Raw genomic sequence first — 17,530 nt, forward strand, 5'->3', positions numbered from 1 at the left:
TTTTTTAAAAATAATTTTGCGTCTATCATAAATTCTTGTAGATTTGCATTCCATTTCAGAGAGGGCGTTACCTCAACAACTAAAATGGAATGTTCTATGAAAGATTAATATTATAAAATTTGTTGCTTTGATTTGAAGTGGCATATGATATAAGCCTCCTTAGCTCAGCTGGTAGAGCAACTGACTTGTAATCAGTAGGTCATTGGTTCGATCCCGATAGGAGGCTCTTTTTTTGGGGAGATACCAGAGTGGCCAAATGGGACAGACTGTAACTCTGTTGTCGCAAGACTTCGAAGGTTCGAATCCTTCTCTCCCCACAATAAAGAAGCGGAAGTAGCTCAGTTGGTAGAGCGATAGCCTTCCAAGCTATAGGTCGCGAGTTCGAACCTCGTCTTCCGCTCTTAAATGGAAAAAGGTGGGCAGTCGGCAGGGATTGTGAAAATTGATTCCGAAAGGAATAATAAGAATAAGCTGCTAGAGATGAAAAGCCGAAGTAGCTCAGCGGTAGAGCACTTCCTTGGTAAGGAAGAGGTCGTGGGTTCAAGTCCCATCTTTGGCTCAAAAAATAAATAAACTTTGTTGAATCTGTTGAAAGCAGGGTGAACAAGGTTTTTTGTATTGAATTGTATCAAAACAATAAATAAATAAAAAGTTATAACCTACTAATAAGTATAAAAACATGGCAAAAGAAAAGTTTGACCGCAGCAAGCCGCACTTAAACATCGGCACAATCGGTCACGTTGACCACGGTAAAACAACCTTAACAGCAGCTATCACTAAAGTGTTATCTGATGCTGGTTTATCTGAGGCGCGTTCATTTGATTCAATTGACTCAGCTCCTGAGGAAAAAGAAAGAGGTATCACCATTAATACAGCACACGTTGAGTATTCAACAGGTAACCGTCACTACGCACACGTTGACTGTCCAGGTCACGCGGATTATGTGAAGAACATGGTAACTGGAGCTGCACAAATGGATGGAGCTATCATTGTTGTAGCTGCTACAGATGGTCCGATGCCACAAACTCGTGAGCACATTCTATTAGCTCGTCAGGTAGGTGTTCCTTCGTTAGTAGTATTCATGAATAAAGTGGATATGGTTGACGATCCTGAGTTATTAGAATTAGTAGAGATGGAAGTTCGTGAATTATTATCATTCTATGAATTCCCTGGTGATGATATCCCTGTTATTCAAGGTTCAGCTCTTGGTGGTTTGAACGGAGATCCAAAATGGGTAGCTAAAATCATGGAATTAATGGATGCTGTTGATAGCTATATTCCAATTCCTCCACGTTTAACTGACCTTCCATTCTTAATGCCTGTTGAGGACGTATTCTCGATCACTGGTCGTGGTACTGTTGCAACTGGACGTATTGAGCGTGGTGTAATCAACTCTGGAGATCCAGTTGAGATCTTGGGTATGGGTGCAGAAAATCTTAAATCAACTGTAACAGGTGTTGAGATGTTCCGTAAAATCCTTGATTATGGTGAGGCTGGTGATAACGTAGGTTTATTGTTACGTGGTATTGAGAAAACTGATATCCGTCGTGGTATGGTTATCTGTAAACCAGGTTCAGTAACTCCTCATACTGATTTCAAAGCTGAGATCTATGTATTATCAAAAGCTGAAGGTGGACGTCACACTCCATTCTTTAACAAATACCGTCCACAATTCTATTTCCGTACCACAGACGTAACTGGTGAGATTACACTAGCTGAAGGAACTGAAATGGTTATGCCAGGTGATAACGTTACTATCAATGTTAAATTGATCAACGCAATCGCAATGGAAAAAGGTCTACGTTTCGCTATCCGTGAAGGTGGTAGAACAGTAGGTGCTGGTCAGGTAACTGAAATTGTAAAATAGTTCTTTGGTATCTTAGTGATACCGGACAAATTTATAAAGCAAAGTACTTGGGCTTTAATAGCCTGAGTACTTTGTCCTAATAGCAAATCAATTCGTTCAGAAGAACGGAAATTATACACGGGAATAGTTCAACGGTAGAATAGAGGTCTCCAAAACCTTTGATCAGGGTTCGAATCCTTGTTCCCGTGCAAAAAATTAATTATGGCTAAAGTAGTTCAATTTGTTAAAGAATCATATGAAGAAATGACCCAGAAGGTTACCTGGCCTACATGGGGAGAATTGCAAAATTCTGCAGTGTTGGTTTTGGTTGCTTCACTTATTATTGCATGTGTTATTTTTGCAATGGATAAGGGTTCTACTTTTATTTTGGATACTTTTTATAAATCACTTTCTAATTAATATAGCTAAATGAACGATCAGTTGAAATGGTATGTAGTTAGGGCTGTTAGCGGAAAAGAGAAGAAAGTAAAACAGTATATTGATTCTGAAATTAGCCGTTTAGGATTTTCTCATTTGGTTCCTCAGGTTTTAATACCGATGGAAAAATATTACCAGATGAAAGACGGGAAAAAGATTGCAAAAGAGCGCAATTTTTATCCTGGCTATGTTTTAATTGAAGCGATTTTAGACGGTGAATTAGAGCATATAATTAAAAATATTAATAGCGTTATTGGTTTCTTAGGAGATAAGGGAGGAAACCCTGTTCCTATGCGCCAGGCGGAAGTTAATCGTATTTTAGGTAAAGTTGATGAGATGAGCCAGCAAAGCGAAATCATGAACGTTGCTTATTATGTTGGAGAGAACGTTAAAGTAATGGATGGACCATTTAATGGTTTTACAGGCGTTATTGAAGAGGTTAACGAAGAGAAAAAGAAACTAAAGGTTATGGTTAAGATCTTCGGAAGAAAAACTCCGTTAGAACTTAACTATATGCAAGTAGAAAAGGAATAGAATAAAGATCTTAATTGTTACATGCTTCCAACATTTTAACATTGAGTATTACAAATTAACAAAAACAGAAAATGGCAAAAGAAGTCAGTGCACTTGTTAAATTACAGATCAAGGGCGGAGCTGCAAATCCATCGCCACCAGTAGGACCTGCTTTAGGTGCTAAAGGGGTGAACATCATGGAGTTTTGCAAACAATTCAATGCTCGTACCCAAGATAAGCCTGGTAAAGTATTACCTGTTGTAATTACTGTTTATGCTGACAAGTCTTTCGAATTTATCATCAAAACCCCTCCGGTTGCTATCCAGTTAAAGGATGCTACTAAATTACAGAGTGGTTCTGCTGAGCCCAACCGTAAGAAAGTTGGTTCGGTGACTTGGGATCAGGTTAAGTCAATTGCTGAAGATAAAATGACTGATTTAAATGCTTTCACTATCGAATCGGCAATGAGTATGGTTGCCGGTACAGCACGCAGTATGGGAATCACCGTTAGCGGTGATGCACCTTGGACAAATTAATTAACAAAAAACAGTTTACAACAGTGGCTAAATTAACAAAAAATCAAAAAAAGGCACATGCTAAACTAGAATCTGGTAAAACGTATTCTTTAAAGGATGCGGCTGCTTTGGTTAAAGAAATAACTACTACTAAATTTGATGCATCGGTTGATATCGATGTTAGTTTAGGTGTAGATCCACGTAAAGCCAATCAAATGGTACGTGGTATTGCAACTTTACCACACGGTACAGGTAAAACTGTTCGTGTTTTAGTTCTTTGTACTCCTGATAAGGAAGAAGAAGCTAAAGCGGCAGGCGCAGATTTTGTAGGTTTAGACGAATATGTAGCCAAGATTGAAGGTGGATGGACTGATGTTGACATTATTATCACTACTCCTGCTTGTATGGCAAAAGTAGGTAAACTGGGCCGCGTTTTAGGTCCACGTAACCTTATGCCAAACCCTAAATCAGGTACTGTAACTAACGAAGTTGGTAAAGCAGTTACTGATGTAAAAGGCGGTAAGATTGATTTTAAAGTTGACAAAAGTGGTATTATACACGCTTCAGTAGGAAAAGTATCATTCCCAGCAGAAAAAATATATGAAAATGCTTTAGAAGTACTTCAGGTAATTTCTAAGTTAAAACCATCTGCTGCAAAAGGAACTTATTTTAAGAGCATTCATGTTTCTTCAACAATGAGTCCTGGAATTGCAATTGAAACTAAATCAGTAGCGGGGATCTAATTATGAACAGAGAAGAAAAAAACGAAGTTGTTTCGGCTCTTCAAGGGAAGATGCAGGAATACGGTAATTTTTATATTACCGATACATCAAGCTTATCTGTTGAGAAAGTAAACAGTATCCGTCGCAAATGTTTCGAAAGCGGGATTGAAATGCAGGTTGCTAAAAATACTTTAATCAAAAAAGCGATTGAAGGATTAGAAGGCGATGCATCAGAAATCTTTGTTGCCCTTAAAGGCCAGTCAGCATTATTATTCTCTACTGTAGGTAATGGTCCAGCTAAGCTGATCAAAGCCTTGAGAAAAGGATCTGACAAGCCTCAGCTTAAAGCAGCATATATCGATTCAACAGTATTTATTGGTGATAACCAATTAGATACTTTAGTAAGCTTGAAATCAAGAGAAGAGCTTATTGGAGATATCATTGGATTATTACAATCACCAGCTAAAAACGTTATTTCGGCTTTACAGTCTGGCGGTAACAAAATTGCAGGAATTGTTAAAACTCTTCAAGAAAGAGAAGGTTAAGAACACCTTAAAAGTTCATATTAAACAAATTATTATTACGTAAATTTTTAAAATCTATAAAAATGGCAGATTTAAAAGCGTTTGCTGAGCAATTGGTAAACTTAACAGTTAAAGAAGTTAACGAATTAGCTCAAATATTAAAAGACGAGTACGGTATTGAACCAGCTGCTGCTGCAGTTGCTGTTGCAGGTCCTGCTGGTGATGCTGCTCCTGCAGCTGAAGAAAAATCAACTTTCGATGTAATTTTGAAAGAAGCTGGTGGTCAGAAATTAGCAGTTGTTAAATTGGTAAAAGACTTAACTGGTTTAGGTTTGAAAGAAGCTAAAGACTTAGTTGACGGTGCACCTAAAGAATTAAAAGCTGGTGTTGCTAAAGACGAAGCAGAAGCTTTGAAAAAACAATTAGAAGAAGCTGGAGCTGTAGTTGAAATTAAGTAATCACTTAATTTTAATATAACTTTAACCATAGACTCCGACTGTATAGTCGGAGTCTATACCTGTTTATAAACATTTCATCTTGTTTGGTTGGTGAAATTGTTTAACGGCTAACCAAACAAATAGTTTATTCTTAAAGTAAATTAACTTTAGTCCATTGGCAAATAAAGTCGACCAAAGAGTAAATTTTGCACGTAGTAAGCATATTATAGATTACCCAGATTTTCTAGATGTGCAGTTGCAATCATTCAGAGAATTTTTTCAGATCGAGACAACTTCAGATAACCGTCATACTGAGGGTTTATTTAAGGTGTTTGCTGAAAATTTCCCAATCACCGATTCAAGAAACATCTTTGTTCTTGAGTTCCTTGATTATTTTATTGACCCACCACGTTATGATATACCTGAGTGTATTGACCGTGGGTTAACTTATAGTGTTCCATTAAAGGCGAAGCTTAAGCTTTCTTGTAATGATGCTGAACACGAAGATTTTGAAACGATCATTCAAGATGTGTATTTAGGAACCATACCTTATATGACTCCTAAAGGTACTTTTGTGATTAACGGCGCTGAGCGTGTAATTGTTTCGCAATTACATAGATCTCCGGGTGTGTTCTTCGGTCAAAGCCGTCACACTAACGGAACTAAACTTTATTCTGCCCGTGTAATTCCTTTCAAAGGATCTTGGATTGAGTTTGCTACCGACGTAAATAACGTCATGTATGCTTACATCGATCGTAAGAAAAAGTTCCCGGTTACCACCTTATTGCGTGCTATTGGTTATGATTCTGATAAAGATATCCTTGAATTGTTTGACTTAGCTGATGAAGTTAAAGTTAGCAAATCTGGATTAAAGAAATATATCGGTCGTAAGCTTGCGGCAAGAGTATTAAGAAAATGGGTTGAAGATTTTGTTGATGAAGATACTGGTGAGGTGGTTTCTATAGATCGTAACGAAGTGATCTTAGACAGGGATACTGTTTTAGAAGATGACCATATTGATATGATCATTGATGCTGGTGTTAAAACTATTATCTTATCTAAAGATGATGGGGCAAGCCAGGCTGATTATACCATTATATATAATACATTACAAAAAGATACTTCTAACTCTGAAAAAGAGGCTGTAGAAAATATCTATCGTGCTTTGCGTAATGCAGAACCACCTGATGAGGAAACTGCAAGAGGTATTATTGAGCGTTTGTTCTTCTCAGATAAACGTTATGATTTAGGTGATGTAGGTAGATACCGTATCAACCGTAAGTTGAAAATGGATACTCCTGATCATGTAAAGGTTTTAACAAAAGCTGATATTATTGCTATTGTTAAATACCTGATCAAATTGATCAACTCTAAAGAAGAAGTGGATGATATTGATCACTTGTCGAATCGTCGTGTTCGTACAGTAGGTGAGCAATTATACGCCCAATTTGGTGTTGGTTTAGCACGTATGGCACGTACTATCCGCGAGCGTATGAACATTCGCGACAACGAGGTATTTACTCCAACAGACTTAATTAATGCCCGTACCTTATCGTCGGTTATTAACTCTTTCTTTGGTACAAACCAGTTGTCTCAGTTCATGGACCAAACAAATCCTTTGGCAGAGATTACGCACAAACGTCGTTTGTCAGCCTTAGGCCCAGGTGGTCTTTCACGTGAGCGTGCCGGATTCGAGGTACGTGACGTTCACTATACTCACTACGGTCGTTTATGTACAATTGAAACTCCAGAGGGACCAAACATCGGTTTGATTTCGTCTCTTTGTGTTCATGCGAAAATAAACAACTTAGGTTTCATTGAAACTCCTTATAAAAAAGTTGATAATGGTGTTGTGTCTGTTGACGAACCTGTTATCTACCTTTCTGCTGAGGATGAAGATGGTAAAACAATTGCACAAGCAAATGCTGAGTATGACGATAAAGGTAATTTCAGTACCCCTCGTGTAAAAGCACGTTATGAGGGTGACTTCCCGATCATTGAGCCTGAGAAATTAGATTTAATGGACGTGGCGCCTAATCAGATTACTTCCATTGCTGCTTCATTGATCCCTTTCCTTGAGCATGATGATGCGAACAGGGCTTTGATGGGGTCAAACATGCAACGTCAGGCCGTACCTTTGTTACGTCCTGAAGCTCCAATTGTTGGTACAGGTTTGGAAGGTCGCGTAGCACGTGATTCAAGAACACTGATCAATGCTGAAGGCGATGGTGTTGTTGAATATGTTGATGCAAATGAAATCACTATTAAATATGTGAGAAACGATGGAGATCGTTTGGTATCTTTTGAAGGTGATAGCAAAACTTATAAATTAATCAAATTCAAGAAAACCAACCAGAATACTTGTATCAACTTAAAACCAATTGTTAAGAAAGGTCAGAAAGTTGTAAAAGGACAAGTACTTTGTGAAGGTTACGCTACTGAAAATGGTGAGTTGGCATTAGGAAGAAACTTAAAAGTTGCTTTCATGCCTTGGCAAGGATATAACTTTGAGGATGCGATTGTAATTAACGAGCGTATTGTTCGTGAAGATATCTTTACTTCATTACACATCGAAGAATTTGAATTGGAAGTACGTGATACAAAACGTGGAGAAGAGGAATTAACACCAGATATCCCTAACGTTTCTGAAGAAGCTACTAAAGATTTAGATGAGAACGGTATTATCCGTATTGGTGCTGAAGTTAAAGAAGGCGATATCCTTATAGGTAAGATCACTCCTAAAGGTGAGTCTGATCCTTCACCAGAAGAGAAGTTACTACGTGCAATATTTGGAGATAAAGCAGGTGATGTTAAAGATGCATCTCTAAAAACTCCGCCTTCTATTAAAGGTGTTGTAATTGATACTAAGTTATTCTCTAGAGCTAAGAAAACTACTAAAGCTGAAGAAAAATCAGCAATAGATAAATTAGACAAGAGATATGAACTTGCTACTACAAATCTTAAAAATGAGCTTGTAGATAAATTGTTCCAGATTGTGAACGGTAAAACATCTCAGGGTGTATATAATGTTTACAAGGAATTATTATTCCCTAAAGGAGCTAAGTTTACTCAAAAGAGTTTAGCTGATTTAGAATATGCGCACATTAATCCATACAAATGGACTACTGATGACGACAAGAATGAGCAGATTAAATTGTTATTGCACAACTATGGTATTCGTGTAAACGAAGAGCTAGGTGCTTACAAACGTGATAAGTTTGCGATTAGTGTGGGTGATGAGCTGCCTTCAGGTATTGTTCAGATGGCTAAGGTTTATGTAGCTAAAAAACGTAAGTTAAAGGTAGGTGATAAGATGGCTGGTCGTCACGGTAATAAGGGTATTGTTGCTCGTATTGTACGTGATGAAGATATGCCGTTCTTAGAAGATGGAACTCCTGTTGATATTGTGTTGAACCCACTTGGTGTACCTTCACGTATGAACCTTGGTCAGATCTACGAAACTGTATTGGCATGGGCCGGTAAAGAATTGGGTGTTAAATTTGCAACTCCAATTTTTGATGGTGCTAAGCATGATGAAGTGGAAGAGTGGATTGCTAAAGCCGGATTGCCTGCTTCTGGAAGAACTTACTTAAATAACGGTTTAACTGGTGAGAAATTTGATCAGCCAACAACTGTAGGTATTATCTACATGTTGAAACTAGGACACATGGTTGATGATAAGATGCACGCACGTTCTATCGGACCATACTCATTAATTACACAACAACCATTGGGTGGTAAAGCTCAATTTGGTGGTCAGCGTTTTGGTGAGATGGAGGTTTGGGCATTGGAAGCATTTGGTGCTGCCAACATTCTACAAGAGATATTAACTGTTAAGTCGGATGATGTTATCGGTAGAGCTAAAACTTACGAAGCGATTGTAAAAGGCGAAAACCTTCCTACACCAGGTGTACCAGAATCGTTCAACGTATTGGTACATGAGTTACGTGGATTAGGTTTAGATATTACGTTAGACTAGTAGACAGTATTAGTAATTAGTATTTAGTAATTAGATGTCTTGTCTAAATACTAAATACTAGATACTAACAACTATCTGCAAAAACAAAAGAGCTATGTCTTACAAAAAGGATAATAAATTAAAAAGCAATTTCACATCGATAACCATTAGTTTGGCATCGCCTGAGGCTATTTTAGAGCGCTCAAGTGGTGAGGTGTTGAAACCTGAGACCATCAATTATCGTACTTACAAACCTGAACGTGATGGTTTGTTTTGCGAACGTATTTTTGGTCCCGTAAAAGATTACGAATGTCATTGCGGTAAATACAAACGTATCCGTTATAAGGGTATTGTTTGTGATCGTTGTGGTGTTGAGGTAACTGAAAAGAAAGTGCGTAGAGAGCGTATGGGACATATCAATCTGGTAGTTCCTGTTGCGCATATCTGGTATTTCCGTTCATTACCAAATAAAATCGGTTACTTATTAGGTTTGCCTACTAAAAGATTAGATCTGATCATTTACTACGAACGTTATGTAGTAATTCAACCAGGTTTAATGGCTGAGGAAGGTATTCAGTATATGGATTTCCTTACTGAGGAAGAATATTTAGATATTCTTGATAAATTACCTAAAGAGAACCAATACCTGGATGATAAAGATCCTAATAAATTCGTAGCCAAAATGGGTGCTGAAGCATTAGAGGATTTATTAAAACGTATTGATTTAGATACATTATCATATAACTTACGTCACCAGGCTGCTAATGAAACTTCTCAACAACGTAAAAACGAAGCATTAAAACGTTTACAGGTTGTTGAAGCATTCCGTGGCTCAAGATCACGTATTGAGAATAATCCAGAGTGGATGATCATTAAGATCGTTCCGGTTATTCCACCAGAATTGCGTCCATTAGTACCTCTTGAAGGCGGTCGTTTCGCGACTTCTGATTTAAATGATCTTTATCGTCGTGTTATTATCCGTAACAATCGTTTGAAACGTTTGATCGAGATCAAAGCTCCGGAAGTAATTTTACGTAACGAAAAGCGTATGTTACAGGAAGCTGTTGATTCGTTATTTGATAACTCACGTAAGGTAAACGCTGTAAAAACTGAAGGTAATCGTGCTTTAAAATCTCTTTCAGATATCCTGAAAGGTAAACAAGGTCGTTTCCGTCAGAACTTATTAGGTAAACGTGTGGATTATTCTGCTCGTTCTGTAATTGTTGTAGGGCCTAACCTTAAATTACATGAATGTGGTTTACCTAAAGATATGGCTGCTGAGCTATTCAAACCATTTATCATCCGTAAGATGATAGAAAGAGGTATCGTTAAAACAGTAAAATCTGCTAAGAAAATTGTAGACAGAAAAGATCCACTAGTTTGGGATATTCTTGAAAATGTTTTAAAAGGACATCCTGTATTACTGAATCGTGCGCCTACATTGCACAGATTGGGTATACAATCTTTCCAACCTAAGTTGGTTGAAGGTAAAGCAATTCAATTACACCCGTTAGTTTGTACTGCATTTAACGCGGATTTTGACGGTGACCAGATGGCAGTACATTTACCATTAGGGCACGCCGCAATATTAGAAGCACAAGTATTAATGCTTGCTGCACACAACATTCTAAACCCTGCAAATGGTACTCCTATTACTGTACCTTCTCAGGATATGGTTTTGGGTCTTTATTATATTACTAAAGGCCGTAGAACTGACGAAAAACGTGTAGTTAAAGGACAAGATTCAGTATTCTATTCTCCTGAAGAAGTAATCATTGCTTACAATGAGAAAAGAATTGATCTTCACGCATTTATTAAAGTTAAAGTAAATGTTAAAATTGAAGATGGATCTATAGTTAATAAATTAACAGAAACAACTGTTGGACGTGTACTATTTAATCAAATGGTTCCTGAAGAAGTTGGTTATATCAATGAATTATTAACTAAAAAATCTTTAAGAGATATTATCGGTGAGGTTGTTAAAATTACCGGTATGGCTCGTGCATCAAGATTCCTTGATGACATTAAAGAATTAGGTTTCCAAATGGCATTCAGAGGAGGTTTATCGTTTAACTTGCAAGACGTAAACATTCCGGTTGAAAAACATACTTTATTAGAACAGGCTTCTGCAGAGGTTGAGGAGGTAAGGAATAACTATAACATGGGATTCATTACCAACAATGAGCGTTACAACCAAATTATCGATATCTGGACTCGTATCAATAACCGTTTAACATCATTCGTGATGAATCAGTTATCGAGCGATAACCAAGGATTTAACTCAGTATATATGATGTTGGATTCTGGTGCCCGTGGTTCGAAAGAGCAGATCCGTCAGTTATGCGGTATGCGTGGTTTGATGGCGAAACCTCAAAAATCAGGTTCTGGTGGTGAGATTATCGAAAACCCGATCTTATCTAACTTTAAAGAAGGATTATCGGTATTAGAATACTTTATCTCTACTCACGGTGCTCGTAAAGGTTTGGCGGATACGGCATTAAAAACTGCCGATGCTGGTTACTTAACACGTCGTTTACATGATGTTGCACAGGATATGATCGTTAATTCTGAAGATTGCGGTACATTGAGAGGTATGTATACTACAGCATTGAAAGATAATGAGGATATCGTTGAGCCATTATTCGATAGAGTTTTAGGCCGTATCTCACTACATGATGTATTCAATCCATTAGATGGATCATTATTAGTGGCAGCCGGACAAGATATTGATGAAGATATTGCTAAAGCAATTGAGGAATCTCCACTTGAAGGTATTGAAATTCGTTCTGTATTAACTTGCGAAAATCAAAGAGGTGTTTGTGCCCTTTGTTATGGACGTAACTTAGCAACTGGTAAACGTGTTCAAAAAGGCGAGGCTGTAGGTGTAATTGCTGCACAGTCAATCGGTGAGCCGGGTACACAGTTAACACTACGTACATTCCACGTGGGTGGTACTGCATCTAACATTGCTGCAGAATCACAGATCACTGCTAAATTTGATGGTGTTATTGAATTTGAAAACGTTCGTACAGTTGAAAACGATACGGAAGAAGGCGTAAAACAAATTGTTTTAGGTCGTTCAGGAGAGTTTAAAATTGTTGAGCCGGAAACAAACAAAATCATCATGACCAGCAATATCCCTTACGGTGCATTCTTGTACGTTGAGGATGGAGCGAAAATAGCTAAAGGAGACAGAATTTGTTCATGGGATCCTTACAACGCTGTAATTATCTCTGAATTTGCAGGTAAAATTGAATTTGAGGCGATCATTGAGGGAGTTACCTTCCGTGAAGAATCAGATGAGCAGACTGGTCACCGTGAAAAAGTAATTATTGATACACGTGATAAAACTAAGAATCCTTCGGTTAAAGTTGTTGACAAAAAAGGTGAACTGATCAGAGGATATAACATCCCTGTAGGTGCCCACATTGCAATCGATGAAGGAGATACAGTTAAAACTGGTCAGATTTTAGTTAAAATACCTCGTGCAACTGGAAAAACAAGGGATATTACAGGTGGTTTACCACGTGTAACCGAGTTGTTCGAAGCACGTAATCCATCTAACCCTGCTGTAGTAACAGAGATTGATGGTGTGGTAACTTTAGGTGGTGTGAAACGTGGTAATCGTGAGATGACTATCGAATCTAAAGATGGTGAGGTTAAAAAATACCTTGTTCCATTGTCTAAACACATCCTTGTACAGGATAATGACTTTGTGAAAGCTGGTATGCCATTATCTGATGGTTCTATTTCACCTGCTGATATCCTTGCAATTAAAGGCCCTGCGGCTGTACAAGAATATCTTGTTAATGGTATCCAGGAGGTTTATCGTTTACAAGGTGTGAAAATCAATGATAAACACTTTGAGGTTATTGTACACCAAATGATGCAGAAAGTACATATCGAAGATCCTGGGGATACCAGTTTCTTAGAAAATAACTCTGTAGATCGTTGGGACTTTATGATTGAGAATGATGAGATCTACGACAAAAAAGTTGTAGTAGATGCTGGTGATTCAAATACAGTTAAACCTGGTCAGATTCTTTCATTACGTAAATTAAGAGACGAAAATTCTCAATTGAAACGTAAAGATTTGAAACAAGTTGAAGTTCGTGATGCAAGACCTGCAACAGCTAGTTCAGTACTGCAAGGTATTACCCGTGCATCACTAGGTACAAAATCATTTATCTCAGCAGCATCGTTCCAGGAAACTACTAAAGTATTAAATGAAGCAGCTATTGCTGGTAAACGCGATAGTATGTTAGGATTGAAAGAAAACGTAATTGTTGGACACTTAATTCCTTCTGGTACTGGTGTACGTGGATATGAGCGTATCATTGTTGGATCTCAAGAAGAATACGATAAATTATTAGCTTCTAAACAAGAAGAAATAGAAGCCTAATTTTAAATACATTTTTCTACAAGTCCCCCTTCTTTAAAAGTCGGGGGACTTTTTTTATACTATAAAAAATATCTAAGTTTGTTATATGGAAGAACAAAATAACGAGAACCAGTTAAACATTGAACTCTCTGAAGAAGTTGCTGAGGGGATATTTTCGAACCTTGCCATTATCACTCATTCAAATACAGAATTTGTACTTGATTTTATAAGGGTAATGCCTGGCGTGCCTAAGGCAAGAGTAAAGTCGCGTATTATTCTTACCCCGGAACATGCTAAAAGGTTGTTAGCGGCAATGCAAGATAATATAGAAAAATATGAAGCGATAAATGGGCGTATTAAAACACAGGAAGAGCCTCCCGGTTTTCCAATGAACTTTGGTGGTCCAACCGCTCAGGCCTAAACTAAAGATTGCTTAATGTAAGTGATGACTTCATCAACCTGGTTTGGCTCAAACCAGATGGTGTGGTCATCTCTTCTAAACCATGTTAGCTGCCTTTTGGCAAAGCGACGTGTATTTTGTTTTATCATATCTATTGCTTGTTCCAGATCAATCTCTCCATCAAGATAAGCAAAGAGTTCTGAATAGCCTACTGTATTTAAGGCGTTATAGCCCTTATAATCTTTTAAGGATTGTACTTCCTCCAATAAGCCTGAATCTATCATTTGGTCTACCCTCAAATTGATTCTATTATAAAGTACAGCCCGGTCTGTATTTAAGCCAATTTTAATAATATTAAAAGGCCTTGCTTTTTGACTGTTCGTAAGAAATGAAGATAGTTTCATCCCCGTTGAAAGGAAAAATTCCAATCCTCTAATCAGTCGTTGCGGATTATTCTGGTCTACTTTAGCATAATACTCAGGATCACTCTTACTTAACCGATCTTTTATTGGTTCAAGCCCTTCTGTTGCAAGCTGCTGATTGAGCTGTTCACGAATATTAATATCTGTGGCAGGAAGGTCATCAAGCCCTTTACACACCGCGTCAATATAAAGACCAGAGCCACCCACCATTACCAGAACATTATGTTTTTTAAACAATTCGTCTATTAGTTTCAGGGCTTGTACTTCAAAATCGCCAGTACTAAATAATGTGCTTACACTATGAGAATTAATGAAATGATGAGGAGCGGCAGCCAATTCTTCGGCAGAAGGTTTGGCGGTACCAATTTCCATTTCCTTAAAGAATTGCCTGGAATCTGCAGAGATAATTTCAGTAAAAAACTGCTTAGCTATTTCTATCGCTAAAGCAGTTTTTCCTATTGCTGTTGGGCCTACAATAACAATTAAAGTTTTATCTGAAGCCATAGCTGGCATTAATAATCCTCTTTGTTATTGTATTCTTCATCTTCGTAATTGTCATTGTCAGAAAACTCATCTGCTTCGTCTTCAGATTCATCTTCAGTGTCCTCATCTTTCTCTTCAGTATTGATACCTCTGCCACCCATAGCCTCAAGTTCATCGGTATCTTCAGGAACAAAATCCATTTCATTTAAGAAATCGAAATCTGTAGAGACAGGATTTGATGAAACAGCAACAGCTCCAAAATTACTCTTGTCAATAATTTTAGGGGCTTCTCCGGTACTTTTAACAAGATATGGGTATTCGATGTTGGGATCAGTTTCCAGAACAATTTTAATTAACTCAACATGGAAATCAAAAGGACGGTCAAAATTATATATATAATAGAATTTTTGATGTGGGTCTTCAATAAAGCTGCTTAGCTTAGAAGTTTCCATTAAAGCGATGCCCCTGTCAATTTTGCGCTGATTAGGTAAATAGGCTATTTCATCACCTTTTATCCAATTGTCTGTACTCACAAAGAAGGAAGAAGATTTTTCGGCAGAGTAACCGGTTGAGCGGTGTACTGCTTTATGTAAATCTTCAAATGTTTGGGTCGATTTAATATCTATTTCCCTTACTACTTCATCGAAATCTTCGAAACTTATTCTAAATCTATAAATTGCCATTTGAGCTTATTTTCTAGCTATAAAATTAAAAAATAAAATATACTTTATATAATTGTATTAACGAGTTACCGGTAAAAGCCCCAGTTCGTGTGCTTTTTTAAGCATAAACTGTAATGCTTCATCATAAGTGTTGCTTATCTCACCTTCTAAGATAGCCTCACGAATGGCATTTTTGATGATACCTACTTCTTTCCCTGCTCCCAAACCAAATACTTCCATAATATCGTTGCCTGTAATAGGTGGTTGCCAGTTTCTGATCTTATCGCGTTCTTCAACATCTCTGAGCTTTTGTTTAACCAGTTCAAAGTTGTTTCTGTATTTTTTTACTTTGTATTCGTTTTTAGTGGTTACATCGGCATTGCAAAGCAACATTAAACTCTCAATATCCTCGCCTGCATCAAAAAGAAGTCTTCTAACTGCTGAGTCGGTTACTACCTCCTGGGCCAGTACAATAGGGCGAAGGTGTAGTTGAACCAGCTTCTGAACATACTTCATTTTTTCATTAAGCGGAAGTTTAAGCTGTGCAAAAATTTGAGGTACCATGCGCGCGCCTTTATCTTCATGACCATGAAAAGTCCAGCCATGCCCATCCTCAAAACGCTTGGTTGCCGGTTTGGCAATATCGTGTAAAATAGCCGCCCAGCGTAACCACAAATCATCCGTTGCCGTACAAATATTATCGAGCACCTGTAAGGTATGGTAAAAATTATCTTTATGTCCTTTTCCCTTAATGATATCAACACCATAGAGGTTGGCCATTTGAGGAAATATCAGATGCAAAAGACCAGTGTCAAATAAATATTTAAATCCTATTGATGGGAGTGGAGAAAGAATAATCTTATTTAGTTCATCAGTAATTCGTTCTTTTGAAACAATAGAAATGCGTTCTTTTTGTTTTTTGATCGCATTTATTGCTGCCTCATCAATGGTAAAGCCCAGCTGACTGGCAAAGCGAATAGCACGCATCATACGCAAAGGATCATCAGAAAAAGTAAGTTCAGGGTCCAGTGGAGTTCTGATTAATTTATTCTTAAGATCTTCTGTTCCGCCAAAAGGATCAACAAGCTTTGCGTAACTATCTTTATTTAGCGAAATTGCCAGTGCATTTATAGTAAAATCTCTCCTGAGCTGATCATCTTCAATTGTACCATTTTCTACTATCGGCTTACGCGAATTAGCGCGATAAGATTCCTTTCTGGCACCTACAAATTCTATTTCCAGATCTTGGAATTTGAGCATTGCCGTACCAAAATTCTTAAAAACGGCTACTTTGGTTTTCAGTTGGGCACCAACTAATTCTGCAAAACCGATTCCGTTTCCAAGTACTACAATATCAATGTCTTTTGATGGTCTTTGCAAAAAAATATCACGTACATAACCACCTATAACATAGGCTTCAATATTATGTTTCGCTGCTATTCCCGCAAGAACTTTAAAAACAGGATGTTGTAGATGTTTTTCCATTATTGAGTTTGCAAAAGTACTAAAACTTACCTTCTAATAAAGGAAAACTGTCCGCTGGCAGCTAATTTCATTATGGTCGATGGTTTCTTTTCCGTATTTAAATCTTGTTCCCAATCAACAATATAGTCAACAGCATCCTTAATCTCATCGCTTATCTGATCAAAAGAAGCTGGTGTAGGCTGGCCTGATAAATTGGCCGAGGTTGATGTAATTGGTTTCCTGAAACGCTGTACTAACTGCTCACAAAAGTCATGCTTTACCACTCTTACACCAACACTTCCATCACTATTTATTACATTTTTTGCAAGGTTTTTTGCTCCCGAAAAAATAATAGTAAGTGGGCTTTCTGCATATTCAATCAAATCGTAGGCCACATCAGGTATTTCGGTAACATAGCTTTGTAACTTAGCTTCAGTATCCAATAAAATGATAAAACTTTTATCACTGCTACGTCCTTTAATGGCATTTATTTTTTCTACAGCCTGCTCATTGGTGGCATCACAGCCTAAACCCCATACGGTGTCTGTAGGATATAGAATTACGCCGCCATCCTTTAATACAGTTAGCGCCTGTTTAATCTGATCACTCAACATATAGAATTTCTTTTAGCCTATAAAAGTAGGTAAATTTCGTTTTTTATTGACCTCAGTTTTTAATTTGTTGTATATTTCGCCTCAATTTTAAAATGTGCATGAAGCCCCACACTTGATAGGCTTCATCACTGGTGCAAACAAATTATTCTCT

14 protein-coding genes and 5 tRNA genes are annotated in these 17,530 nt (G+C 37.6%); 15 read left to right on the top strand and 4 right to left on the bottom strand.

Annotated features, from left to right (window positions below; genetic code table 11):
• Positions 1–153 precede the first annotated feature (153 nt).
• The 15 genes from CPT03_RS22125 to CPT03_RS22195 all read left to right on the top strand — a co-directional run bounded on the left by CPT03_RS22125 (position 154) and on the right by CPT03_RS22195 (position 13,755).
• Positions 154–226 (top strand) — tRNA-Thr (locus tag CPT03_RS22125).
• Positions 227–234: 8 nt separating this feature from the next.
• Positions 235–317, top strand: a tRNA-Tyr gene (locus tag CPT03_RS22130).
• 10 nt (positions 318–327) lie between these two features.
• Positions 328–400: transfer RNA gene (locus CPT03_RS22135), tRNA-Gly, on the top strand.
• An 87-nt stretch (positions 401–487) separates the two neighbouring features.
• Positions 488–559: transfer RNA gene (locus CPT03_RS22140), tRNA-Thr, on the top strand.
• Positions 560–679: 120 nt separating this feature from the next.
• A complete protein-coding gene (gene tuf, locus CPT03_RS22145; RefSeq protein ID WP_099440853.1) occupies positions 680–1,867 on the top strand; it encodes an elongation factor Tu in 1,188 nt (395 codons plus the stop codon).
• 117 nt (positions 1,868–1,984) lie between these two features.
• Positions 1,985–2,055 (top strand) — tRNA-Trp (locus CPT03_RS22150).
• Between the two features lie 13 nt (positions 2,056–2,068).
• Positions 2,069–2,266 (top strand): preprotein translocase subunit SecE, encoded by a 198-nt coding sequence (gene secE, locus CPT03_RS22155; protein ID WP_099440854.1) that lies wholly within the window; start codon positions 2,069–2,071, stop codon positions 2,264–2,266.
• Positions 2,267–2,275: 9 nt separating this feature from the next.
• Complete coding sequence (gene nusG / locus CPT03_RS22160; protein ID WP_099440855.1) at positions 2,276–2,818, top strand: transcription termination/antitermination protein NusG; 543 nt, start codon at positions 2,276–2,278, stop codon at positions 2,816–2,818.
• Positions 2,819–2,889: 71 nt separating this feature from the next.
• Positions 2,890–3,333, top strand: coding sequence for a 50S ribosomal protein L11 (gene rplK, locus CPT03_RS22165; protein WP_008243137.1), 444 nt, complete (start codon positions 2,890–2,892; stop codon positions 3,331–3,333).
• Between the two features lie 23 nt (positions 3,334–3,356).
• Positions 3,357–4,055 (top strand): 50S ribosomal protein L1, encoded by a 699-nt coding sequence (gene rplA, locus CPT03_RS22170; RefSeq protein ID WP_084291015.1) that lies wholly within the window; start codon positions 3,357–3,359, stop codon positions 4,053–4,055.
• A gap of 2 nt (positions 4,056–4,057) precedes the next feature.
• Positions 4,058–4,579 carry a 50S ribosomal protein L10 gene (gene rplJ / locus CPT03_RS22175; RefSeq protein WP_099440856.1) on the top strand — a complete coding sequence of 174 codons (522 nt, stop codon included), beginning with the start codon at positions 4,058–4,060 and terminating at the stop codon, positions 4,577–4,579.
• A 62-nt stretch (positions 4,580–4,641) separates the two neighbouring features.
• Positions 4,642–5,016, top strand: coding sequence for a 50S ribosomal protein L7/L12 (rplL, locus tag CPT03_RS22180; RefSeq protein ID WP_008243131.1), 375 nt, complete (start codon positions 4,642–4,644; stop codon positions 5,014–5,016).
• 154 nt (positions 5,017–5,170) lie between these two features.
• Positions 5,171–8,974, top strand: coding sequence for a DNA-directed RNA polymerase subunit beta (rpoB, locus tag CPT03_RS22185; protein WP_099440857.1), 3,804 nt, complete (start codon positions 5,171–5,173; stop codon positions 8,972–8,974).
• Between the two features lie 94 nt (positions 8,975–9,068).
• Positions 9,069–13,355, top strand: a complete 4,287-nt coding sequence (rpoC, locus tag CPT03_RS22190) for a DNA-directed RNA polymerase subunit beta' (RefSeq protein WP_099440858.1) — start codon at positions 9,069–9,071, stop codon at positions 13,353–13,355.
• Positions 13,356–13,440: 85 nt separating this feature from the next.
• Complete coding sequence (locus tag CPT03_RS22195) at positions 13,441–13,755, top strand: DUF3467 domain-containing protein (RefSeq protein WP_099440859.1); 315 nt, start codon at positions 13,441–13,443, stop codon at positions 13,753–13,755.
• Here the strand turns inward: CPT03_RS22195 and miaA are convergent.
• The 4 genes from miaA to CPT03_RS22215 are packed head-to-tail and all read right to left on the bottom strand — an operon-like array spanning position 13,752 to position 17,379.
• Positions 13,752–14,660, bottom strand: coding sequence for a tRNA (adenosine(37)-N6)-dimethylallyltransferase MiaA (miaA, locus tag CPT03_RS22200; protein WP_410522617.1), 909 nt, complete (start codon positions 14,658–14,660; stop codon positions 13,752–13,754). The genes CPT03_RS22195 and miaA overlap by 4 nt on opposite strands.
• Before the next feature lie 8 nt (positions 14,661–14,668).
• Positions 14,669–15,322, bottom strand: a complete 654-nt coding sequence (locus CPT03_RS22205) for an IS1096 element passenger TnpR family protein (protein WP_099440861.1) — start codon at positions 15,320–15,322, stop codon at positions 14,669–14,671.
• A 57-nt stretch (positions 15,323–15,379) separates the two neighbouring features.
• Positions 15,380–16,786, bottom strand: a complete 1,407-nt coding sequence (locus CPT03_RS22210) for a CCA tRNA nucleotidyltransferase (RefSeq protein WP_099440862.1) — start codon at positions 16,784–16,786, stop codon at positions 15,380–15,382.
• 26 nt (positions 16,787–16,812) lie between these two features.
• Positions 16,813–17,379, bottom strand: coding sequence for an L-threonylcarbamoyladenylate synthase (locus CPT03_RS22215; RefSeq protein WP_099440863.1), 567 nt, complete (start codon positions 17,377–17,379; stop codon positions 16,813–16,815).
• Positions 17,380–17,530: the final 151 nt, after the last annotated feature.

Source organism: Pedobacter ginsengisoli, assembly GCF_002736205.1.
GTDB classification, from domain to species: Bacteria; Bacteroidota; Bacteroidia; order Sphingobacteriales; family Sphingobacteriaceae; genus Pedobacter; species Pedobacter ginsengisoli_A.